The organism is Chryseobacterium metallicongregator (assembly GCF_031324065.1).
Taxonomy (GTDB): domain Bacteria; phylum Bacteroidota; class Bacteroidia; order Flavobacteriales; family Weeksellaceae; genus Chryseobacterium; species Chryseobacterium metallicongregator.
This window is the reverse complement of record NZ_JAVIXS010000001.1, coordinates 517761-542015: the sequence shown is the minus strand read 5'-3', so window position 1 is coordinate 542015 and position 24255 is coordinate 517761. Positions and strand designations below refer to the sequence as shown.

The following is a 24255-nucleotide window of genomic DNA, read 5'->3' as shown; positions in this document are numbered from 1 at the left end:
ATGAAATCAAAAAAAATACTTTTAGCGGCTGCTGTAATTTATTTCGGAATCTCCGATGCTCAACAGTCTCAATATTTTACCCAGAAAGAAAATTACAGGTTCAATCTAGCCGAAAATCTTTATCAGACCAAAATATACAATGCTTCTCAGTACGAATATGCAAGACAATATTTCTACAATCAGAATTTGTCCCGTTCGAAAAAAGAAGCTGCGCAGTTTTTTGATAATGTGATCGGTGTGATTCTTCAGAAAAATCATGCTGAAGATGGGTTAACGGCTTTTATGAAAGAATATCCTAATTCTGCTTATTTTGCACAGGCTAATCTTCCTTTGGCAGATTACTATTTAGCAAAAAAAGATTTCGACAAAGCACTGGAAACTTTGAAAAAAGTGAATCAGTATCAGCTTTCGAAGGAGGAAAATACCCAGTATATTCTGAAGCTTGGATATGCAAAATTCATGACAGGCGATTCTAAAGGAGCTACTGATGCCCTTGAAGAAGCTTATAAAACAGCAGATCAGTCTCAAAAAGGAGATATTGCTTATATGCTGGGACATTTGTATTACAGCAACAGACAGAGTGATAAAGCTTTCCAGTATTTTGATTCGATAAAGGATCAGGATAAGTTCTCCAAACTGGTACGTCCTTATTATGTGCAGATGTATTATAATGATAAGAATTACGATCAGGCGATTACGGAAGGAAATGCTTTGTTAAACGAAAATATTTCAGATTCTTATAAAGCTGAAGTTCATAAGATCATTGGGGAGAGTTATTTCATGAAGAATGATTATACTTCTGCCTACCCACATTTAAAAGATTATCTGAGCGTACAGCAAAATCCATCAGAAAATGATTTGTATGAGATGGGATTTGTGGCAGCACAGCTGAAAAAATATGATGAAACGGTTTCCTATTACAACCAGCTTCTTAACAGTAATTCTGCTTTAGCTCAAAATGCATACTACCAGTTAGGAAATGCTTATCTGGCAGTAGATAAAAAACAGGAAGCACTTTCTGCATTCCGTTCTTCTTATCAGATGGATTATGATGCGAAAGTGAAAAAGCTGGCTCATGAGCAGTACGCTAAATTGAGTTACGATATCGGTAACCCGTTTGAAAGCCCTTCAGCGGTAATCCAAAGTTATATCAACGAAAATCAGAATGGTGCCAATGCCACAGAAATGAGGTCATTATTGGTGAAATCCTATCTGTATTCCGGAAACTATAAAGAAACGCTGAATGCGATTGACAGATTGCAAAGTTCAACTCCTGAGATCAACAAAGTAGATCAGGAAGTTTCTTATTTATTGGGAACCGAAGAGTTCAACAAAGGAAACTATGACGAAGCTGAGAAATATTTCTTAAGAAGTCTTGGTTTCAATATCAATAAGGAATTCAACAGCCGAGCTTTATACTGGCTGGCACAGGTGTATTACCAAAAAGGAAATTATCCTTCTGCCATTGTACGTTATGAAAAGCTTCTGAACGAAAATTTCCCTGAAAAACAGCAGCTTCCCTATGATTTAGGATATGCTTATTTTAAATCCAAGAAATTTGATCAGGCTGCTACGTATTTCAAACAATATCTTGCCAATCCGAAACCGGAATTTAAAAATGATGCAGAACTTCGTCTTGCAGATATTCATTATGCAAACAATGACCTGAACGAAGCGATTGCCATTTATGATAAAAATGAAGATGCTACGGATTATACTTTGTACCAAAAAGCAATGGCTTTAGGATTCAAAGGAGACACACAGGCGAAGATTAGTAACCTTAAAAACCTTTTATCAAAATATCCGGATTCCGAATATTATGATGACGCTCAATACGAAATAGGAACGGCTTACGCAGCTCAGGATGATTTTGTGAACTCCAATGATTATTTCGGAAAAGTAATTAAAGGATCTTCTGACAAGGATCTGATTGCTAACGCATCTATCTACAGAGCACAAAATTATATCGACCAGAATCAGAATGATAAAGCTCTTTCTGAACTGAAATCTTTGGGTGAACAGTATAAGAATACAGCTTATGCTCAGAAAGTAGTTCAGGCTGCTAAACCTATCTTCACGAAAAACGGAGATGTTTCAGGATATGAAACTTTTGCAAGAAATATTGGTGTCAATGTAGATGCTGCTGAAATTGATGAGATCAACTTATCTACAGGTAAACAGTTGTTTGCGAAAAAGGATTATAAAAATGCAATTTCTTACTACGAGAAGTATCTGACACAGAATCCGACAGGTGAAGGATTGTACCAGGCTAAATATGAATTAGGGGAAAGTTACTACCAGACTAATAATTCAACTAAAGCTTTACTTGTGCTTCAGGAAGTTGCTGGAATTCAGAACGATTACCAGGATGATGCACAAACTCGTTTAGCTCAAATCTTTATTACACAGGGGAATAATGCAGAAGCCAGAAAGTACCTTGAAGGCATTAAAAATTCTTCCAATATCAGTATTAAAAACTATGCAAATGTGGAGTTGATGAAACTGTATGCGGAAGAAAATAATTTCTCTGAAGCGGAAAAATTAGCCAATGCAGTGATTGCTAATTCTAAAAACTCAGCAGCCGTTATTGAAACAGCGAAAGTGATTAAGGCAAGAAGTCTGATGAACTCAGGAAAAGATAAAGATGCGCAAGCTGCCTATGTCTCTCTTGAAAAGTCATCCAATACTTCAGTAGCTGCGGAAGCTTTATATGCTAAAGCGTATTATCAGAACAAAGGAAAAGCTTTCAAGTCTTCTAATGAAACAATCTTTAAGCTTGCCAACAACTATGCTTCGGAAGAGTTCTGGGGAGCAAAAGCGTTGGTATTGATGGCTAAAAACTATATCGGCCTGAAAGACAACTATCAGGCAAGTTATACTTGTGATCAGATCATTGCGAACTACAAGGATTTCCCTGAGATCGTAGCAGAAGCTAAAGAAGTTAAAAAGCAGATTAAGAAATAAGAAATGAAGGTGTTTAAAATTGCCATATATTCTTTTTTAATTTCAGGTTCTCTCTGGAGCTGCATTCCTTCATACAGTGCATATCCAAAGGAGTATAACCAAGCAAAAGCTGATTTCAAAAAGCAAAAAGCTTTTGTGGTGAATAAGGATCTTGAGGAAGAATTTAAAATTTTAAAACATTCTGATATTTATGAAATTGTAGAAGACAGTACTAATGTAGCTAAGATCACGCTGCATCCGATGTTAACCCATACTCCTCCTTGCGGAAACCCAATGATTGGAAGTATGCTCACCGTTGGATTATTGCCTTCAGGATTTCCATATGATATTTCTTATAGTTATGATGTAGCTGAGAACAGTACAACGAAAAATTATCAATACAAATTACAAGTTTATCAAAGCCTTTGGCTGTTTAATATATTCAGACTGGGGAGAACTTTTACAAAACAGTCAGGGAAAGCTTTATTAGGCAACTACATTGCTTCCAATAAATAAAAACCCGTTATATATTTTTTTCAAATAAAGAAAATATGAACAAGAAAATTCAATTATTATCCATATTATTTTTAGGGTTCTCGTCGGTGGCGTTTTCCCAGATCAAGGAGGAAAAATTGGTTCTTAATAAGAAGAGAGAGCCGGAAGTGAAGAAGATTGAGAAGAAGAAAACTTCTGTGGAAACCATCAAAAATTATCCGCCGGAAGAGAAATCGCAGACTCCTGTGAAGTATAACATCACGGATGTTCCTGCCGTTTCAGACTTCAAAACTTCTACCATTCAAGGGGAAGATGTGGCTCCAAAATTTGACGGAACGGCTCAGAATAACTATTTCCAGTTTGGAATGGGTAATTACGGGAAAGTTCTGGTAGACGGAAACGTTTCAAAAACCCTTGAAAATAAGCTTGAAGTAGGAGCAGATGTTCATGTTCTTTCCACGAACGGTCTTAAAAAAGATTACGACTGGAAATCCGGGCAGACTTCTGCTAATATCGGAGCTTTCTTAAACTCTTATGGTGAAAAAGGGAAGTTTAACCTTAATGCTGAATATGGTTTAGACAGCTATAACTATTATGGAATCTATGCTATGCAGCCTACCGGTGAGCTTGATCTGAAACAAAAAGTAAATCAGTTTAAAGTAAACGGATACTATGATTTTTATTCCAATGAAATCTTAAATGATGTAAGGGTAAAATCATCATTCCTGAAAGATCATTTTGATGCTTCGGAAAACCAGGTTTCCATCCTTGCCAATTTCTCTAAACATGCTGTTGAATTAGGAAAATCAGGAATCAACCTGAATGCAGATCTTGGAGTAGGTTTAGATGCGGTGAAGACAGATTTTGCGATCAGAGATAAAAATTCTTCCAATTTCTTCAATACCAGCCTGACTCCGAAAGTGACGTTCAGAAAAGGAGATTCTTATTTGATGTTAGGATCTTCATTCTCTTTCCTGAATGCTAAAAACTCAGCGGAACTGGTTTCTCAGCAGAAAAACAATAAAACCTATTGGTTCCCGCAAGCGGAGTTCCAGTTTGCTGCCGCTAAAGAATTTAAATTCTACGGAGGGGTAGACGGAGGTCTGAAGCTGAATACTTATGGAGATATGTTGCAGACGAATCCATTCATCCTTTCTGACCAGTTTTTAAAGCCAACAGAGACGAAATATCATTTTTATGTAGGATTGAGAGGAGATATCGATGAAACGTTGAAATACGACTTCTCTGCAGGGTATGGAAAGATGAGAGATATTATGTTCTTTAAAGCCAATGGTCTTTTTGATAACACATCTGTTAACCGTTCTGCATATAATTTTGCTAATACATTCTCTGCTGTGTATGATGATGGAAATGTAAGCGATATTAAAGGTAGCGTACAGTATTTCCCATTGGCTAACCTTATTTTAGATGGAGAATTAAGATTTACAAAGTATGATCTTAAGAACTACGACAATATTTATAACATTCCTTTATTCAATGCGAGTATCGGGGCAAAATATACAATGCTTGACAAGAAATTATTGTTAGGATTCAAAGGGATCTTTGCAAGTGACAGAACTACAAACTCTTATGCGATTGAAGGAGTCGGTGCTCCGAATGTAATTTTCCAATCTACGGAGAATACAAACGATAAAGTGGGTGGTTACGCTGATTTAAATCTTTCTGCAGAGTATAAAATTCACAAAAATTTCAGTATTTTCGCACTCGGAAATAATCTTCTGAGCTCAAAATACCAGACGTACAAAGGATATAAAGTCCTGGGTGCACAGATTTTGGGAGGAGTGAAAATTACTTTCTAAAAGGTAGATTATAGGATAGAATTAAAAGGCTCAACACCTATTACCTAATTCCTATTATCTGCTACCTGGAATAGGCTGCATAGTTTAATGGATAGAACTTCGGATTTCGGCTCCGACAGTGAGGGTTCGAATCCTTCTGCGGTCACAAAGCTCCTTTTTTAGGAGCTTTTTTATATTATACTCCGAAACACACCCCTACTTAATATTTTAATATAGATACACTCCGAATTATGGGGCTTTTTGCTAATCCAGCCTGTTACTATTTTTATTGCCATTCTTCTGTCGTTATCTGTAATTCCTTTCTCTTTCATAGATTTACCATCTCAACAGCACCCAGAAACATCAAACAATATAGAGAAATAGTACAAACAAAATTTACACAACTATAATTTATATCTACAGAAATGTTTTGTTATTGTTAGTGTATCATTATAAATTGCACCATATAACAACTCATTTTTTATTTGAGTTTTCATGGTTATTAGTTTTTTTTATCCTCGGAGAGATCTGGGGATTTTTTTATGGATATTTTTCAATATAGAATTAGACGTTTCTGTAATGTATTGTCAGATCAGTGTAGAAATTAACAAGAGAACTTCTGTTATTTATATTATCTTTAAGGGTGTCTCATAGGTTCAGAATGGAAATATGTTTCATCACTATAATTATATCAAAATCAATATTTTTAAATTATTATGTCCATTTTGATGGTATCTGTGTCGTATGCTACAGCGTATTGATAAGGTATCTGTAGCGTATATTATTTCTTTATTTCAGCTTAAAATAAGATCAATTTTACCACTCAATTCCAATGAGGTGAAAATGTATTGTAAGAACAGCAGTTATAAGATTAAAAAGGCATCAGGTATGCTTCTTTATAATGAAGATTATATTTTATTTTTGGTTTTGTACTGTATAATTTTTGCTTTACACCCTGTTTTTTAATTCGTTTATTCTTATCATTTTTCTTTTCTGATGTATAAATCACAAATAAGTGAAAATAATAAATTAAACATATTGTTTTTGGTGTTGTTTAATTGTTCAAACGTTCTTATTGGTCTTTTAGGTGGTGCTGCGTAGAACTCTCTCAATTTGTTTGAGTTATATTTGAATGGGGGATTGTTCTTCCTCTTGAGTTTCTTTGTTTTTATAATTAAACACTAATGTAAATGTAGCGTAGTGTGCCTGTTTATAGGGCTTCATGACATTACGATCATAAATAAAAAAATCCCCACCCAATGCTAATACGTTCTTTTGCGACCCGGAAAACGCTTTTGCATGGGATTTAATTTTTTATACCTTTGACCCGTTCTCATAAATAAATAGAAATAAATATGAGATCAAAATTGAAAAGAAATAATCAATTGAACTAAAAAACTAATTTATCCATAATACAGATATTTTCTTTGTTTTACTATTAATTGTAATTAGTCATCTGACTATCTCTGTTCATTAATTTTAACTAATAAAAATTTAATTTAACCATGAAAAAAACGTTATTTGTACTTTCTGCACTTTTTTTATTTTCTTGTAATGGGAATGATGACATTTTAAGCAATTCTCCTGCAGACAAAAATATAGAAAGTAGCACGAAAGCAAATATGTTCACAGCGGGAACAAAAATTGGAAATGACATCGAATTGAAAGATATTACCGATATCGCTCCAATAAAAAGTGAATCACCTAACTACGCTTTTGAATTTACTAAGCAGCTAGATTTTGGTGGTAATGAAAAGAAAACAAGTGTTTTGACCGGAGTAGATGAAGCAGGCAAAATATATTATTCAACACAGAATGACGGTGTTGCTGATTTTATTGTTCAGCCTGTAGTAGAAGGTGATTACTCAGATGTTTTATATCTGGATGGAGATGGAAATAAAATGTACAGACTTAAATTATCTATGAATGCTACTAAAACTGGAGTAGATATCGTATTTTTAGAGTCGTATACAAAAACGGATGCTGCCCTTGCACGTCAGAAGTGGAGTCAATGTTTCTCAGCTAGCGCAGGTTCTGCTCTAGGAGTAAGTGGAGCAGTTGTCTCTGGCTTTACAGGTCCTTGGGGAGTAGCAGGTTGGTATGCAGGTATTGCAGCTTATTGTGCATTAGTATAATCATTATAAACTATAAATTATGAAAAAAGGAAATTTAATAGTATTCATTACATTTTTTATTTTGGGATTATCTGTTTTCTATTTTTTAGGGGATAGCAATATTAATGGAACTAGTTCTTACAATATCTATATATTAGTATTTGCGCTCGTTGCTTTAGTCCCTTTAATTAAATTCTTATTTCCAGTAACTAAGAAAATGGGTATTGGAACTCCGTATTTTTTTTCTAATTTATTTAAAAGTATTTTTCCTAAAAAATAAAAGAATACTATTATCATATTAAAAAAGAAGGCGCTGAAAATTTTCAGTGCTTTTTTTATATCTAAGATTTTAAAGCTTTCTTATAGTATTTGTTTATTTCTGCAATTAATATTTACATTATTATAGTGTAATGTTTACGAACTAAATTGTTCAATGCATTCATTTTTAAATAGTTTTGACACCTAATTCAAAGAAAACAATACGATTTAAATTAGAATGAAGACAAAAGAAATTATTGGAATTCTCTTAGGTGGTTTTAGCCTATTTCCAGCACAAACAACTACAGCAATTACTAAAGCATTTAACGATCCTGCCATAGGAAATGTAGTGAATAACTATAGTGTCAATGGAGTAGTAGATCACACTGCAATTGGAAATAATGCCACTTTCAATAATACAAATTTAACACAAGGGCCTTTAAGTATTACATCTTATACTGCAGTAACACCAACAGAACTTATAACCTATCCTGGATCAACAATAAAAATGAATAGTTTGGGAAATACTGTATTTTATAAATCAACGGATTCAAAACTTGAAATAACTGGAATAGTAACTTCACAGGCGACACTAAATTTTAATTCTGATAACGGAACCTTTATAACATATCCTACTGCTTATGGATCTACAATAACAGACACCGCGGCTGGAAAATTCTCATCATCATTAGCATCCGGACTTTTTAAAGGAACAATTACAACTTCAGGCGATGCTTACGGAACATTAATGATAGGATCACAAGTGTATAATAATGTTTTGAGAGTCAGATCAGTGCAAAATCTCAATTTATATTCTTCTTTTGATACTTCTTATTTAGTACCCCTTGGAGTCATTACAAATATTACCTATTCTTATTATGATGGTAGCCATAAGTTTCCTTTATTAAGCTCTACCAGTGGAGTTGTTAATATTCCATTGTTTAATATTAGCCAGTCAGTTGATTATACGCAGGTGCTAGGTGAAGTTTATTTATCTACTGCCAATTTTACGCTAAAGGAAGATTTTAAAATCTATCCTAATCCAGCACATGATGTTATTCATTTGGCTGGAAAAACAAGAACACAATCTTCTGTGAACATTTATACCGCTGAGGGAAAATTAGTGAAAAGGTTTAATAATACTCCTGATAAAATTGATATATCAGCGCTTCCAAGAGCCTGCTATTTTATTGAAGTTTCCAATAAAGATGGGAAATCAGAAAAGTTAAAGTTGATCAAAGAATAAGACTTTACAATAGTATAAAATAATAACAGTTTTAAAAATAAAGCAATTATGTCAATTAAATTAGGTGATATTGCCCCAAATTTTCAGGCTGATTCGTCTGTTGGTAAAATAGATTTCTATAATTACCTTGGGGATTCATGGGGAATTTTGTTTTCTCACCCTGCAGATTACACCCCTGTATGTACTACGGAGCTGGGAATGACAGCAAAGTTGCAATCAGAATTTACTAAACGAAATACCAAAATGATTGCACTAAGTGTTGATAGAGCAGAGGATCATCAGAATTGGATAAAAGACATTAATGAAACGCAAATGACTTGTGTTCAGTTTCCCATCATTGCTGACCATAATCTTACTGTTTCAAAGCTTTATGATTTTATTCATCCCAAAGCATCCACAACAGCAACAGTTCGTTCTTTGTTGATACTTGATCCCAATAAGATTATTCGTTTAATTATTACTTACCCAGCATCTACAGGACGGAATTTTGATGAAATAATTCGTGTTTTAGATTCTTTACAGTTAGTGGATAGATATACGATCGCAACTCCTGTAAATTGGAAAGATGGTGATGATGTAATTATTCCTCCCACTATTTCTACAGAGGATGCCCGAAAATTATATCCAAAAGGAGTTAGAGAAATTAAGCCTTATTTAAGATATACGCCACATCCTGATAAATAATAGATTACTGCTAAGGGAACTGGATGTAAAGATCAATTAAAAAACACATCTCATTATGAATAGAAAAAAAATACTTTTATTAAGTCTGCTATGTGGATTGACGGTTTCATGTAACAAATCAGAAAATAAAGAGGCTCAATCAAAGATTTCTTCTCATGTAATGACAAAAGAACAACAGAATAAGTTAACCGGTGAAGAGGTTCTGAAAGATTTTATTGAAGGAAATAAAAGATTCCAAGATGGAACTATAACGATGAGAGATCATACGAGGCAAACAAGAATGCTTGTGACAGGTCAGTATCCGAAAGCTGTAGTTATAAGTTGCTTAGATAGCCGTGTACCTGTGGAAGATATTTTTGATCAGGGGTTAGGAGATGTTTTTGTTGGAAGAGTAGCTGGAAATTTTGTGGATGAAGATTTATTGGGAAGTATCGAGTTTGCCTGTAAAGTAGCAGGAGCCAAACTTGTCCTGGTAATGGGGCATCAACATTGTGGAGCTATAAAAGGCGCAATTGACGATGTTAAGTTGGGTAATATAACAGCGATGCTTTCCAAAATAAAACCAGCAGTAAATATAAGTCAAAATTATACAGGAAAGAAAAGCTCACAAAACGATGATTTTGTAAAATTCGTTTCTGAAAATAATGTCAGAATAGCACTCAGGGATATAAGAACAAGAAGTCCAATCCTTAAGGAAATGGAAGATAAAGGACAGATAAAAATTATGGGAGCGTTTTATAGGATTACTGATGGAACATTGGAGTTTATAAAATAATTCAGTCTGCTAATTTGTTAAATTAGATTGTAAGCGGTTTTTTATCTATTTGAAGAGATCATTAATGAGATGTTTCGCCCTAAAATAGTTTGACATAAAATTAGACAATATTTAATCCGGAGAATCATTTAGTTTCTTCGGATTTTTTATTAAACTCTTATGACAATTTAATATTTACAAAGTGATCCTTTGTTAGCTACAATTAAGTAGTATTATTATGTTGGGCCAACGATTTATATCTACAGAATATTTTTTTTGAATATAGTTGAATATCATACTTTTACAAAATAAGAATTCATCTTTATAATTTTTATACCAAGATAAAAACAAGATAATTGTTGGTATATTGAAAATACAGATTAATTCTCACGTTGTATCTAAAAAGACACTATTAGTACTCACTCACAGCATATATGCAATAGAGCTTTAGATATAAAACCAAATAAATACAAATACATGATGAAAAATAAGTCAATTACTTCTATTAATGTGCAGACAAATGGAGATGAAAAAATATAAAGCATCAATGGATGCAAGCACCCACTTTTCTCTATTTTGAAGAAGAAAAATCATAAATCTTATTTCCCCTTTCTTTATCGGCCTCAGATACCTCCCTCTATTCGTGTTTTAAGAACATATCTGAGGCAAGGGGATAAGAGAGTGGGATGAGATGAAAAAAAATAAAATAGTATTTGGTTTTAGGGAGAACTGGCTATGTAAACTCAGTAATGAATAAGCATAGCCAGCTTCATAAATATACTAAGATATCATCCCGATTTTTGTTTGTAATAATAGAATGGTTAAATAACGATACAGAAGAAATCAATCTTGGTACTGAAAATGAAAAGTCCTATAAAGGCAAGCTGAAGATGGTTATGTTTTTTCAAGTGCTGTTCAGTTTTTTGGTTTTTTTTATGTTTTCCGGTATTAATATGTAAGAAGCAATAATGCTACATAATTTTAAAAATTTAAATAATGAAAAAACCAGCAATTTTATTAGGAGCTCTGACTTTAGGAACGTTTACATTAGGAACAAATATAGCTTTTGCTAGTGTGAAATCAATGGAAATACATTCTACAGAAGCGGCTTGTGGAGGTAAAACAGAAAAAAGTGCTGAAGCTAAATGTGGAGGTAAAAAAACTTCTGAAGGAAAATGTGGAGGTAAAAAAACAGAAGCCAAAACTAAAGAAGGGAAATGTGGTGAAGGAAAGTGTGGTGAAGGGAAATGTGGAGGTAAAAAAACTAAGAATGAAACAAAAAAAACAAAAAAAACAACATCATCTAAATAATTTTTTTGGAATCGGCAGACCTGTACAATAGGTCTGTCGATTTTTTTTAAGTAGATAGACTTAAGTAAAATATAAAATTATGGTAGGAATTGGATATAGAAAAGAATTCTCGAAAGCATTTTTGAATACGGATGTTTTGCGACCTGATTTTGTAGAAGTAGCACCTGAAAACTGGTTAGGAGTCGGAGGATATTGGAAACAGGAATTAAAGCAGGTCCTGGAAAAATACCCGCTTTATTGTCATGGACTATCTCTTTCTATAGGCAGTCCGGAAGGAGTTGATAAGGATTTTGTGAAAAAGGTAAAGCAGTTTTTGGAAGACACTCAAGCTGTACTTTATTCCGAACATCTTACTTTCTCTAAAGTGGATAATGCCCATTTGTACGACTTATTGCCTATCCCTTTTACCCAAGAAGCAATAGAGCGGGTTTCTGAAAACATTCTTCAGGTTCAGGATATTTTGAAAAGGCCATTGATTTTGGAAAATGGAAGTTATTATACTGTTTTAGAAGCTGAAATGTCAGAAGAAGATTTCATCAATGAAATTGTAAACAGAACTGGCTGCGAATTGTTACTGGATGTGAACAATGTGTATGTTAATGCGTTCAATCATACGTATGATGCGAAGAAATTTATCCAAAAAATACCCTTAGATAAGGTGAAATATATCCATATGGCAGGTCACTATCAAGTGAATGAATATTTAATTATAGATACTCACGGAGGAGATATCATTGATCCTGTGTATGACTTATTTGGATGGACTATAGGGCAAATAAATAAAGATGTACCTGTTCTTTTGGAAAGAGACTTTAATATTCCGGAACTGGAGAATTTACAACATGAAATTGATATGCTGAGAGTAATAAAAAATGACATTCTAAAACCTCAATATACTGCTATAAATGCACAATAAAACATTTTCCCTTCAAACGGATCTTGCCTTGTATTGCAGAACCGGCTTAGATGAACCACAAACCAGTATTCAGGAGCATACATTTCATTACAGAAGGCTGGTATATAATGTGATAAAAGATACATTGAAAAGAGCATTTCCTATGACAAGGAAATTAATAGGTAAAAGAAGATGGAAAAAAATGGTATCATATTTTTTTGAACACCACAAATGTCAAACTCCTCAGGTGTGGAAACTTCCACAGGAGTTTTCAGATTATTATCAGCAGCACAATTTCCCTTTTAAGAAAAGGTTTGCTTTCCTTGCTGCGCTTCTACAGTATGAATGGCTGGAGATTGAAGTTTTTATGATGGAGGATTTACCCATTGATGAATTCAGCATAGAAAAAAGAATGCAGGAAGATGAAATTATTCCCAATCCGGAAATTAAGATTTTATCTACAGAATATCCTATTCATTTAAAAAATGTGAAAGAAATTACAGAAGAAGACAGAGGTCAGTATTTTGTATCTGTCCATCGGGACTTTTATACCAAACAAATACATTTCAACGATCTCTCTTATCCTTTTGTGGAAATTATTTTAAAAGCTAACGAAGGCTGTTTTAGCAGAAAAGATTTCATAGAATTGCTTGCCAAGTACGATAATGACGGAGAAAAAGTGATGAAATTATATCATGATTTTGAACAGTTTGCATTACAGAATACACTTTTTTTAGGATATCGGAATAAGTAGCATTTAATTTAATAAAGAAGTGTTGTCATCTTCTATTCTAAACATTATTATATCAAATCAATGAAAAAAATACAAGAAATAATTAACAGGTCTTATAAAATACAAGATTTTGTTTTATTGGCTTTACGACTGGTGCTGGCATACGGTTTTTTTAATCCGGCAATGATGAAGGTAAAGGATATTGGTAGTATTGCAGCTTGGTTTAAGAGTATTAATATTCCCTTACCTTTATTAAATGCCTATTTAGCAACTGGAACAGAACTTTTAGGAGTGATTATGTTGACCTTAGGTCTGCTTACCAGATGGATTTCAATTCCCTTGATTATTACGATGATTGTAGCCATTGTTACCGTACATTGGGAAAATGGTTTTGATGCGGGAGACAATGGATTTGAAATTCCGTTATATTATATTCTGATGCTCCTTGCGCTTTTATCTTTTGGTGCTGGAAAATACAGTTTGGATCAACTTTTTAAATTAAATAGGATTAAAAATTAAATTTATTTTCTTTAGATTTCTTAAAAGTTCAATTGAGAAATTTTAAGAGCTAAAAAATAGAGTTAATTGATAAGTTTATATATCTGCTTCTTACATTGGTAATCTGAATAGATGCATCATAAGGTAATTTTTTTCTGATTCTGGAAATGAAAACATCTAAACTACGACCATTAAAAAAGCCATCTTCACCCCATATTTGTTGTAATGTATATGATTATCAATAATTTCATTCTTATGTTCCAACAGTAGTTTTAAAACCTCAGCTTCTCTGTAGGTAATATTAAAAATAAGATCATCGTATTGTAAGGTTTATTTGGTATAGTTGAAGCAGTAAATTCCAATATTGAATTTACTTTCATCCACTTTTTGATCAATACGGTTTAATGTATGAATACGCACAATAAGCTCTTCCATACTGAATAGTTTTTTCAAATAGTCATTTCTTCCACACTGAAAGCCATTAAAGATATCTTGTACCTGAGATTTGGCAGTTAAAAAATGATAGGTGTGAGCTGGTCTGTTTTTCGGATTTCGGATGCCAGTGAAACCCAATCTTTCTTACGCATCATAACATCCAAAACAATAGTGTCCGGCTTTTTATTAATATAATGATCATAAGCTTGCTGGCTGTTATTATAATGTGTAACTGAGAAATTTATGATTTCCAGGCTTTCTCTCAAAATGAATATACCAAAAAATCATGAGTTCAATATGGTATATCCTGCTCCTGCTGTGGACTACCTTAATGTAAAAGTATCATCTGATAAAAAAGTAAAAGCAGTATCCGTTGTTAATACGATGGGTAGGGAAGTATTCCACACTGAGCAGATTTCTTTAGAAGGACAAAGTGTAAAAATTGATGTGCAAAAGCTTATGACCGGAAACTATATTGTGAATGTCATGTTTACCGATGGCAGCCAATCATCTGCTAAATTCCTTAAAAAATAGGATTTATTTTAGAATTAATTTCATATTTATCAACTGTATGTGGATGGCTGTTATAGCCATCCATTTTTTTGTAGAGAAATATTTATTAATGACAGCTGCATGTTGATAGCAGTATAATTTTTATTCATATTCTTAAAATGAATAAAAATTACATGCTTGACTGTTTATTCTTACAGCGTTGTTTTTTGATGGATTATTAAATCCCATATTTTTGAAATATTATTACTTGCCGCATGCAAAACAGTATTAATACAACTAAAAACAATTTAGAATTTTAATCACATGAAAAAAATAATTATTAACGTAATGCTTTGTGGTATGGGCCTTCAGTTAGTGGGCGCACAACAAGTAAATGTAAATTGTCCGGAAGGAGCAGCATTACAAAAGCAAAAAGATGCTGTTGTTAAATTCTCATGGAACTCCGTGGGAAGTTTGATCAATAATGGAGATGGTAAAATTTACTTATTAACTTCCCGTACTGCAATGAATGACTATATTATGGGACAGAATATTGAGACAGATTTGACATTTGGGGCAGAAAATACAACATGTACAGGAGGTGTTATCAATCCTCCTGTTAAGGCTTCGGTTATCATAAAGCCAGTTGCGAGAAGTTATCAGGAACCTTATAATTATGCCGTTGCGGAAGTTATCACTGATTTATCCACTATTCCAGGCTTGGATTTATCAAAAATTTATCTCAATGGATGGGATCGCCAGGATACAGCTCCTCAATCAGGGGCATACATAGGTTTTCCAAATTATAATGATACAAAGAAAATAGGAACATTTAATAAGTTACAAGCTCCAGTAATTTATGATAACAGTAAAAAACTGATTGTGACACTTATACCAACAGTTAGTGGATACCAAGGAGCTAGTAATACTTCCGGTTCACCGATATTTGATGAGAACAAAAGAACAAAGGCTGTAGTATATAATTCACAAGGCCAGATTCTGAACCCTTCTTATACACAAAAAGAGGCTGTTAGCATTACATTAGCAGGAGCTTGGCAACATGGAGAAAGTATTAATGAGTATTTAGTAGGCAAAACATTGCAGTCCGCACTGGATCCTAATAATACCAGCTTAGAATATACCAATGGTATTGAACTTACTGAAATGCGTAGAATTGTTAATGGTCCTAAATATTTAATCAATAAAAAATCTGGTTATGTATTTACCATTAACACCAATGGTGATTTGATTCAAAAATCAACCTCTGGTGGATCTAACACATTCACTATAAGCACAGATATGTACGGCTATTATAAATTTAAAAGCCAGTCCAATAATGTTGTAATTGGAAGTATAGGGACTAATGCCGGGAGTAAAATTACCGCGGGGCAGAATATAGCTTATCCAAATGATACTAATCAAAGATTTCGAATATTGCCAACAGGTTCATGGGATGGAACTTACTATATTCAGGATGTAAGATCTGGCTTAAATCTTACAATAGAAGGCTCATCCAATGACTATGGCGCCAAAATCGTTTTAGGAACTAAGTCTGGAGCAGCTTACGAAGAGTGGTTTTTAGGAGATGCACCTGGATATGCTTCAAGAAATTCTGTTTCTCAAAATGCAGATAGCTCAAAATCAATTAGCTCTATCTCAGTATATCCTGCTCCTGCTGTGGACTACCTGAATGTAAAAGTATCATCTGATAAAAAAGTAAAAGCAGTATCCGTTGTTAATACGATGGGTAGGGAAGTATTCCACACTGAGCAGATTTCTTTAGAAGGACAAAGTGTAAAAATTAATGTGCAGAAATTGATGACCGGAAACTATATGGTAAATGTTGTATTTACCGATGGCAGCCAATCATCCGCTAAATTCCTTAAAAAATAGGACTATTTTAGAATCAACTTCATATTTATCAACTGTATGTGGATGGCTGTTATGGCCATCCATTTTTTTGTAAAGACCTTTTAGATAAGAGTAGTTATACCTCTGATAATGTAATTTTTTTGGAATTATAGTATAAATAAAAACTACACAGCTGCTTGTTTATTTCTACACCATTGATTTTTTGCAGATTATTAAATCACCTATTTTTGAAATATTATTACTTGCCGCATGCCAAACAGTATTAATACAACTAAAAACAATTTAAAAATTTAATTACATGAAAAAATAATTATTAGTGCGCTTTTATGCAGTTTAAGTTTTTCATTAACCAATGCACAGAAAGTAAATATAAACTGTCCTGAGGGTGCCAATTGGCAAGTACAAAAAAGAGCTGTTGTAAAGCTAGGCTGGTATGGCACAGCTAGCCTTGTCAATAACGGAGACGGAAAAATTTATTTACTAACAGCCCGTCATGCTATGTATAATGAGCCAATGTTACAAAACAGCACGGTTCCATTGACTTTTGGAGAAGAATACACTACCTGTAATGGTACTACTGCAGGCACATCAGTTACTGCTGATGTGGTAATAAAACCTGTTGCAAGAAGTTACACTCATGATTATGCTCTTGCAGAGGTAGTCACAGATCTTTCGACTATTCCAGGTCTGGATTTATCACAGATTTATATTAATGGCTATGACCGGACAGAAACAGCACCTACTTCCGGTACCTATATTGGTTTTCCTGGGCTTGAAAAGAAAAGAATTGGAACGTATAACACGACAGTAAATCCTAATGTACAATATTATAATGATGGGGGTCTTGGAATAAATTTAATTGCTACAACAAGTGGATTTCAAGGAGCTAGTGGTGGAGCTTCTGGATCTCCAATATTTGATCAGAATAAAAGAACCAAATCTGTTGTTTTCGCTGTAGGAGGAGGAGATAGTAATGCTGATGGATCTTCACAAATTTGGACATATTCTTTGGCTGGAGCCTGGATACATGGAGAGAATGAAACAGGAGGGACAAAATTAGGCAGAACCATGCAGGTGGCTTTGGATCCTGAGAATACAAGTTTACCTTATACTAATGGGATTGAACTTACAGAAATGCGAAGACTTGTCAATGGAGCTAAATATATAGTGAGCAAAAAGACAGGATATGCGTTGGGTATTAGTGGAACTTCATTAGTAACTGATACACAAAATACAACAACTCCGGGTTTACCTAATAAGTTTATATTAAAAGCTGAACCCAATGGATTTTATAGTATTGGTCTTTCAGGGACAGCGACTACATTGACTTGCAATGGTCGATCTGTTGGAGATTTTGTAAGAACCAGCGATTATGTTAGATATGCGGTTGGCGTACAAAGATTTCGTATTTTACCTACAGGAAAAGGAGACAACTCGTATTATATTCAGGATCTACAAGGAGGGCTTAATTTAGCACTTCAAAATTCCTCAAATTCCGGTGGTGTTCCAATTATCCTGGGGACTCAGTCAGGCAATGACTTAGAAGAATGGTATTTAACGGATGTTGCTCCGTCATCAACAGCAAGAACTTCCGGGACACAAAGCAGAGAAATGCAGGATTCCTCTTCTTCCATCTCAGTATATCCTGTTCCGGCAGTAGATTACCTGAGTGTAAAGGTATCATCCGATAAAAAAGTAAAAGCAGTATCCGTTGTTAATACAATGGGTAGGGAAGTATTCAGAACTGAACAGATTTCTTTAGAAGGACAAAGTGTAAAAATTGATGTGCAGAAATTGATGACCGGAAACTATATGGTAAATGTTGTATTTACCGATGGCAGCCAATCATCCGCTAAATTCCTTAAAAAATAGGACTTATTTTAGAATCAACTTCATATTTATCAACTGTATGTGGATGGCTGTTATGGCCATCCATTTTTTTTGTAAAGACCTTTTAGATAAGAGTAGTTATACCTCTATGATAATGTAATTTTTTTTGGGATTATAGTGTAAACAAAAACTACACAGCTGCTTGTTTATTTCTACACCATTGTTTTTTTATGGATTCTTAAATCATTTATTTTTGAAGATTATTATGTTGTTTAATAAAGGGAGCTGTAATTAAATATTGTGCAATGCAGTGATCTTCCTGGAAGATATCTGTTTGGGCATCTCTAGGGTTTTCCAACTGAGGTATTCTATTCTACCGGTTATATAAATAATTCCAAGGATTTCAAAAGGAAATTTGAAAAATACTCTAAGTTGGTAGTTTATCCAGGTCTGTATTACATAAGTATTTTACTTTCCCTTTTTTAAAAAAACAAATTTGATGTGTTGATTTTTAAGTTGTTGAAAAAAAATGAAAATTTTTTGTCAGGATTTCAAAATTCTATCGACTACAATAGTGTAAATATCAGTATTAAGAAATAAGTACAAAAAATGAAAACGAAAACAAATGTATTTTTAGATTTTGATAACACCCAATTTGATGGTCATCTGCATAATGCAGTCATGAAATATACAAATAAGTATCAAGACAATGATCTTCCTGGATTAACAAAAGACCAGTTAATGAAAGAGCTTATGGGTAAAGATCCCCTTACACCAGGTTCCAGGTATGCTGTACAGGTTGCATTGATTAATGCTAAAAATGACGCTAAAGAAGAAGCTGAAAAATCTAAAAAAGCCGGAAAGCCTGAAAAATCAGAAAAAACATTTAATTTTTTTGATGCAAAAGGGTTGAATGAATTTGTCAGAAAAAGTAAAAATCAAGGTGTTGATGTTGTCGTATTAACAGCTTCTCTTTTTCCGGGTGCGATTAAAGCAGTATATGAAACAAGGGGATTAACCGACTTAAAGGATATTCCAATGATTGCTGTTCCTATTAGTAAGGATAAGATTGTAATGGCTAAAAGTAAGGATGCAGAAATAAAAAAATATGAAAAAGCGCAAAAATCACGTAGTAAAGGATTGAGTACTGTTCATAATATTTTTGTGGATGATAGTAAGGAAAATATAGAAGTATTTAACAAAAGCAGAAATCCGGATAATATCGGGATTTTAGCAACGAAAGGGATTGATTTGGAAAAGCTTATTACTGAAGTTGAAAAAACGCTTATCCGGCAAGCAACGAAACCTGAGCAAAGTAAGGGTAAGAAAAACCCGCCATCTGTAGAAGAAGGTCTATATGCCAATGCAGATCAGGGTCAGGGTATATATGCCAATGCAGGTGAAGGCATATATTCAAATGCAGGTGAAGGTTTGTATGCAAATGCGCATGAAGTTAGATCAGGTAAAACTAAAATTGATTTTTCAAGATTTACAGAAACTCAGAATAAACCTGAAGTTGCACCAAAACTTCCTCCAAAAGCACCAAAACTTCCTGCCAGAGCTCCTAAAGTCCATTCTGAGGTTCCTCCTAAGGGACCAAAACTGCGTTAGAAATATTGAATAATAAAAACACAAGAAAAATGTACTCCGGATAAGATGCTTCTATATGATCACTAATTATTTACTCATAGGGTTAATAATGAGCTGAGAAAAATAGGTTGTCTTCTAAGTGATTTTTTGTAATGATAAAGAATTTTTTCGAATAAAATAAACACAACTTGTATGGAATATAAAACCCCAAAAACGTTGGAAAGGACGCCTTTAATCTTTGGTTATCCTGTAATTACCGCTATGATAGTTGTTATATGTTTAATGCTGTTCCTTTTTATTGTATTTAAAAAGGTGTTATTATCATTAGTGTTTTTAGTAATTCCTGTTCTTTATTTATATATAATAAAAAAATACCCCAGAAAAGGAGAATTTAAAGAGTTTTTTTTGGATTTTAAAATGGGAGTACAATGCATCAGATTTGATGAGAAACTGGAAAATTTGATTAGTGTAAACTCAAAAGACAGCAGGAGATTTAAGCAAAACAGTAACGGAGACATTACAAATTCTTAATTGATCTGTATTGAATTCTCAGCTTTGATTCAATACCTTATTTACCAAGGTGTTTATGGAATGTTATTACTCTACGGGATGTTGGTAATAAAAAACACGATACTATATTTTCAATAGATATTCCAGGTACAGATCAACGTAAACAAATAAAATTAAAATTTAGTTTAAAAAAATATAATAGAATGAAAAATTTAAAATTTAATAGAAGGAACTTTATTGCATTATTATTGCCAATGAGTAGTTTGTTATACTCTCAGACAGGAGGAGGTGCCGGAAGCATTGATACGAAAATTGCTGGGTGGACGCAGACTCTTAAAACTTCATTGAATGCAGGCGTTGCAGCTTTTGCAATTGTTGGTGCTTTTCTGATATTTGTTCAGTATATGCAGGGTAACGAACAGGCTCAAAAGAATTTTGTCCGTTTTGTAATAGGGTTAGCTATTTTTGGCTTGGTTGATGTTATTACCCATGTATTCATCTAGAATATAGAGTTCTTTACATAGTATTGTTAGATTTAAGCTATATGTACTAAGCAGTCTGTATAGCTTTTTTCTAAAATTAACACACCTGCCTCTGTGAGACTTATTGAATACTTTTTACCATGTAAAATTATTCAACATCATCTTGTCAATTACTTTTTCTTAAAATTTTGCTTGTGGCATGTATTCTCATACTATGCCCATCAAGAACACCTTTAATTTAACTATGGAATTTAAATCTTTTCTTACCTCTTCAAATATTGAAGAAGAAAGAGTGAAGTTTGCTTCAATGGAAGCTGAAAATAAAGCGTTAGACAACAATGATAATAGGTGTATAAAGTGTAAAAGTAAACAAAACGTTAAGCTGGCTAATATTGCTTCACCATCAGAAAATGGAGATGAAAATCAATATTTCTTATGTGAAAATTGTAGAAAAGCTTCTTTTAAAGTTAAAATATTCAGATAGAGGGCTTTATCTGTATCATAATTTATCAATATTAAAAAACAATGGATTTAAAAAAATTACGTGAAATTCCTTCTACTTATTCTTTAGTTAAAAAGGCTTTATTTCTTAGCTTTTTTATCACAGTAATAGCGATTGTTTCTAGTGGAATCTGGGCTGTTTATGTAAGTAAAGTTTTTACTAAAAAGATATATGTTCTAACTGAAAAAGGGCAAGCTGCAATTGCAAATTCTATGAATAATGATCAGGACTATGAAAATTATAGATTACCTGAGATTAAAAATCATATTAAAGTATTTCATCGATTATTTTTTGGCTATGATCAATTTAGCTATGATAAGAATATTAATGAAGCACTTTATCTGATCGGAAACTCTGGTAAACAATTGTACTTATCTCTTAAAGCAAACGGACATTTTGCGAGGATACAATCTCAAAATTTAGTTCAAAAACTAGATATAGATTCTATAAAAGTTAATGATAAAGAATATCCTTATCACGCATCTGTTTATGGGAAACTCAGTGTTTCCAGAGTTGACCAGAATGTGAGTACAAAAAATCTGTTCTATGCTTCATTTGATTTATATAATGTGGCAAGAACTGAAAATAATCCTCATGGTTTACTTATTGAAAACTATCTATTCAAAAGTAAAGGATTCGAAGAGGCTTCAGCTCATGATGCTGGCAATAATGTACAAGAGGAAACCCCTCTTAATACAGAGGATAACTGATACAGTATAGTATGCTGAAATCCTTTTTGATGAATAAGTACTGGTAGATAATTTGGAATTCCGACAATTGGATTCCATAGTAATTTGTATATAATGAAAAATGATAAATATTCTTTAGATATTTTAATTATATTCTCTTTTTTAGTAAGTATACTATTGGTTTTAGTAGATATTTATTATTCTAAATATAGTTATGTAGCGCAGAGAAACTTGGGTAACGAATATATCAATATATTCATCATAAAGTTATTTAAAACTTTCCCCCTCATTAAGAATCCTTTATTATTAAGGGCTTTAAGCCTTACTATTGTTACTTTTTGTTGCTTTGGTTTTGAAGTTAAGAGAGAGGTAGGAGAAAATTCTTCTTTTATGAAGAATATTATAGTAGCAGGGATATCTCTTATTATTTTCTTAAGCGTATCGGTTTTGAAGATCGAGATTATATCTTATACTATTATATCTTTTACGTCTTATATTATTTATATCGTTGGATTTTTAAAACTCAGAAAATTCTTCAATTTTTATGATAAGAAAGATGAATTTAATGACAAGAATCTAATTTTTGAACAAGAGAAAATAGTTAAGAAGAATCCTTATTCTGTGAATTTTAAAACAGAAAATGGGGTGATTAATGTAGTAAATCCTTTTAGGGCCACGATGGTTTTGGGAACTCCGGGATCAGGAAAGTCTTACTCTGTGGTTGAAGAGTATATCCGGCAGCATATTCAAAAGCAGTTTTCAATGATGGTGTATGATTTCAAATTTCCTGCACTGGCAAAAGAAACATTTGCTTTTTATGAATATTATAAAGAAAAGTACAAAATTGAACCTCGTTTTTGTGTAGTTTCTTTAGATGATTTGGAGAAATCCAATTTTGTGAATCCTCTGGATCCTCAACTGATAAGGAAAGCAGCAGATGCCATTGAAGCATCACAAACCATCTTATTTAATTTGAATAAAGAATGGATTACAGAAAAAGACTTTTTTGCTCAATCTGCTATTTCCTATTTCGCAGCCTGTATTTATTTCTTGAGAATTTATGAAGATGGGAAGTTTTGTACGTTGCCTCATGCCATATCTTTAGCTTCTTTGCCGGATGAAAAAGTATTTAAAGTTTTTGGGAAATACTCAGAACTAAGGTTCTTTATGACTCCTTTTGCAGATGCTTTGGCAAAGCAGGCTTATGAGCAGCTTTCAGGTCAGACGGCTTCTGCGAGAATACCTCTGTCTCAGTTGGCAACAAAGGAATTGTTTTGGGTAATGGGAAATAATGTTTTCCCTGAAGAGAATATTTCATTAAGTATCAATAATCCGGAAAGTCCATGCATATTAATTATTGCTAACTCACCAAGTACCCAAACCACTAATTCTCCTGCTTTAGGGCTTGTGGTTACCCAACTTCTAAAAGAAATTAATCAGCAAGGAAGGCAGCCTTGTTCGGTCATATTGGATGAGTTACCAACCATGTATTTTATGGGGTTAGATAACCTGATTGCAACGGCGAGATCCAATAAAGTTTCTACAACCATTGGAATGCAGGATCTTGAACAGCTGAAGAGAGATTACGGTGATAAAGTAGCTGAAACCATATTTAATATCGTAGGAAATATTTTCAGCGGTTCGGTAAGAAGTGAGACGGCAAACAAGCTTCAGGAAATATTTGGAAAGAAAAAACAAAAATTAAAAAACGTAACAATAGATACCAATAATTCATATTCTATCAATGAGAATTTGGAGTATGCCATTCCGGTATCTACTATATCTCAGCTTTCTCAGGGAGAGTTTGTAGGGGTTGTTGCTGATAATTTCGGAGAAGAAATCAACAGAAAGATTTTTAGGGGAAAAATAGAAGTAGAGAAGCGTACAGATCAGATCAAGAAGGAGATCCCAACAATCATAGAAGGAGAAATGATCAATGAGGTTCTGAATGGAAATTTTGAAAGAATTGTAAAAGAGGTAGATATTCTTATTGAAAACGAATTATATAGAATTTCCCAGGAGGAAGAAGCAGATATGGCCAGTGAGCCACTGTCAGATATAGCCACTCAGGAGGATTGATTTTTTGTAATTGAAATAAATGTATAATGATGGTAACTTCTTAT

General features: G+C 33.3%; 23 protein-coding genes and 1 tRNA gene. 22 read left to right on the top strand and 2 right to left on the bottom strand.

The window, feature by feature from the left end; all coding sequences use genetic code 11:
- From REB14_RS02420 to REB14_RS02360, 13 genes are all read left to right on the top strand, one after another.
- Complete coding sequence (locus REB14_RS02420) at positions 1-2964, top strand: tetratricopeptide repeat protein (RefSeq protein ID WP_309521400.1); 2964 nt, start codon at positions 1-3, stop codon at positions 2962-2964.
- Between the two features lie 3 nt (positions 2965-2967).
- On the top strand, positions 2968-3459 hold the full coding sequence (locus REB14_RS02415) for a hypothetical protein (RefSeq protein WP_079242112.1): 492 nt from the start codon (positions 2968-2970) through the stop codon (positions 3457-3459).
- A gap of 35 nt (positions 3460-3494) precedes the next feature.
- Positions 3495-5258, top strand: a complete 1764-nt coding sequence (locus tag REB14_RS02410; RefSeq protein WP_309521399.1) for a TonB-dependent receptor — start codon at positions 3495-3497, stop codon at positions 5256-5258.
- Positions 5259-5331: 73 nt separating this feature from the next.
- Positions 5332-5403, top strand: a tRNA-Arg gene (locus REB14_RS02405).
- Positions 5404-6742: 1339 nt separating this feature from the next.
- The gene (locus tag REB14_RS02400) at positions 6743-7372 is read left to right on the top strand and encodes a hypothetical protein (RefSeq protein WP_079242109.1); all 630 of its coding nucleotides are present in this window, start codon (positions 6743-6745) and stop codon (positions 7370-7372) included.
- 19 nt (positions 7373-7391) lie between these two features.
- Complete coding sequence (locus REB14_RS02395) at positions 7392-7631, top strand: hypothetical protein (RefSeq protein WP_079242108.1); 240 nt, start codon at positions 7392-7394, stop codon at positions 7629-7631.
- 216 nt (positions 7632-7847) lie between these two features.
- Positions 7848-8855 (top strand): T9SS type A sorting domain-containing protein, encoded by a 1008-nt coding sequence (locus REB14_RS02390; protein WP_309521398.1) that lies wholly within the window; start codon positions 7848-7850, stop codon positions 8853-8855.
- Between the two features lie 48 nt (positions 8856-8903).
- Complete coding sequence (locus REB14_RS02385) at positions 8904-9539, top strand: peroxiredoxin (protein WP_309521397.1); 636 nt, start codon at positions 8904-8906, stop codon at positions 9537-9539.
- A 55-nt stretch (positions 9540-9594) separates the two neighbouring features.
- The gene (locus REB14_RS02380; RefSeq protein WP_309521396.1) at positions 9595-10314 is read left to right on the top strand and encodes a carbonic anhydrase family protein; all 720 of its coding nucleotides are present in this window, start codon (positions 9595-9597) and stop codon (positions 10312-10314) included.
- A gap of 975 nt (positions 10315-11289) precedes the next feature.
- A complete protein-coding gene (locus REB14_RS02375) occupies positions 11290-11604 on the top strand; it encodes an HvfA family oxazolone/thioamide-modified RiPP metallophore (protein ID WP_309521395.1) in 315 nt (104 codons plus the stop codon).
- A gap of 79 nt (positions 11605-11683) precedes the next feature.
- The gene (locus tag REB14_RS02370) at positions 11684-12520 is read left to right on the top strand and encodes an HvfB family MNIO-type RiPP peptide maturase (protein WP_309521394.1); all 837 of its coding nucleotides are present in this window, start codon (positions 11684-11686) and stop codon (positions 12518-12520) included.
- Positions 12510-13253 (top strand): HvfC/BufC N-terminal domain-containing protein, encoded by a 744-nt coding sequence (locus REB14_RS02365; RefSeq protein WP_079242102.1) that lies wholly within the window; start codon positions 12510-12512, stop codon positions 13251-13253. Before REB14_RS02370 ends, REB14_RS02365 begins: the two co-directional genes overlap by 11 nt.
- A gap of 60 nt (positions 13254-13313) precedes the next feature.
- Complete coding sequence (locus tag REB14_RS02360) at positions 13314-13751, top strand: HvfX family Cu-binding RiPP maturation protein (protein ID WP_309521393.1); 438 nt, start codon at positions 13314-13316, stop codon at positions 13749-13751.
- Positions 13752-13800: 49 nt separating this feature from the next.
- On the opposite strand, the gene REB14_RS02355 is transcribed toward REB14_RS02360, so the two are convergent.
- Positions 13801-13899, bottom strand: coding sequence for a hypothetical protein (locus REB14_RS02355; protein WP_238594428.1), 99 nt, complete (start codon positions 13897-13899; stop codon positions 13801-13803).
- A gap of 343 nt (positions 13900-14242) precedes the next feature.
- Positions 14243-14431, bottom strand: coding sequence for a response regulator (locus tag REB14_RS02350; protein WP_238594260.1), 189 nt, complete (start codon positions 14429-14431; stop codon positions 14243-14245).
- Position 14432: 1 nt separating this feature from the next.
- On the opposite strand from REB14_RS02350, the gene REB14_RS02345 reads away from it, so the two are divergent.
- The 9 genes from REB14_RS02345 (at position 14433) to REB14_RS02305 (ending at position 24211) form a co-directional block, all read left to right on the top strand.
- Complete coding sequence (locus REB14_RS02345) at positions 14433-14699, top strand: T9SS type A sorting domain-containing protein (RefSeq protein ID WP_158521366.1); 267 nt, start codon at positions 14433-14435, stop codon at positions 14697-14699.
- A gap of 282 nt (positions 14700-14981) precedes the next feature.
- The gene (locus REB14_RS02340; RefSeq protein ID WP_309521392.1) at positions 14982-16550 is read left to right on the top strand and encodes a T9SS type A sorting domain-containing protein; all 1569 of its coding nucleotides are present in this window, start codon (positions 14982-14984) and stop codon (positions 16548-16550) included.
- A gap of 492 nt (positions 16551-17042) precedes the next feature.
- Positions 17043-18401 carry a T9SS type A sorting domain-containing protein gene (locus tag REB14_RS02335; protein WP_309521391.1) on the top strand — a complete coding sequence of 453 codons (1359 nt, stop codon included), beginning with the start codon at positions 17043-17045 and terminating at the stop codon, positions 18399-18401.
- A gap of 567 nt (positions 18402-18968) precedes the next feature.
- Positions 18969-19970 (top strand): hypothetical protein, encoded by a 1002-nt coding sequence (locus tag REB14_RS02330; RefSeq protein ID WP_309521390.1) that lies wholly within the window; start codon positions 18969-18971, stop codon positions 19968-19970.
- A 171-nt stretch (positions 19971-20141) separates the two neighbouring features.
- Positions 20142-20480 carry a hypothetical protein gene (locus REB14_RS02325; protein WP_309521389.1) on the top strand — a complete coding sequence of 113 codons (339 nt, stop codon included), beginning with the start codon at positions 20142-20144 and terminating at the stop codon, positions 20478-20480.
- Between the two features lie 182 nt (positions 20481-20662).
- Positions 20663-20962 carry a hypothetical protein gene (locus REB14_RS02320; protein WP_309521388.1) on the top strand — a complete coding sequence of 100 codons (300 nt, stop codon included), beginning with the start codon at positions 20663-20665 and terminating at the stop codon, positions 20960-20962.
- Between the two features lie 223 nt (positions 20963-21185).
- Positions 21186-21425 carry a hypothetical protein gene (locus REB14_RS02315; protein ID WP_309521387.1) on the top strand — a complete coding sequence of 80 codons (240 nt, stop codon included), beginning with the start codon at positions 21186-21188 and terminating at the stop codon, positions 21423-21425.
- A gap of 41 nt (positions 21426-21466) precedes the next feature.
- Complete coding sequence (locus REB14_RS02310; protein ID WP_309521386.1) at positions 21467-22153, top strand: hypothetical protein; 687 nt, start codon at positions 21467-21469, stop codon at positions 22151-22153.
- A gap of 369 nt (positions 22154-22522) precedes the next feature.
- Positions 22523-24211: a type IV secretory system conjugative DNA transfer family protein gene (locus REB14_RS02305; RefSeq protein WP_425248759.1), complete on the top strand. Its 1689-nt coding sequence runs from the start codon at positions 22523-22525 to the stop codon at positions 24209-24211.
- The last annotated feature ends 44 nt before the right edge of the window (positions 24212-24255 follow it).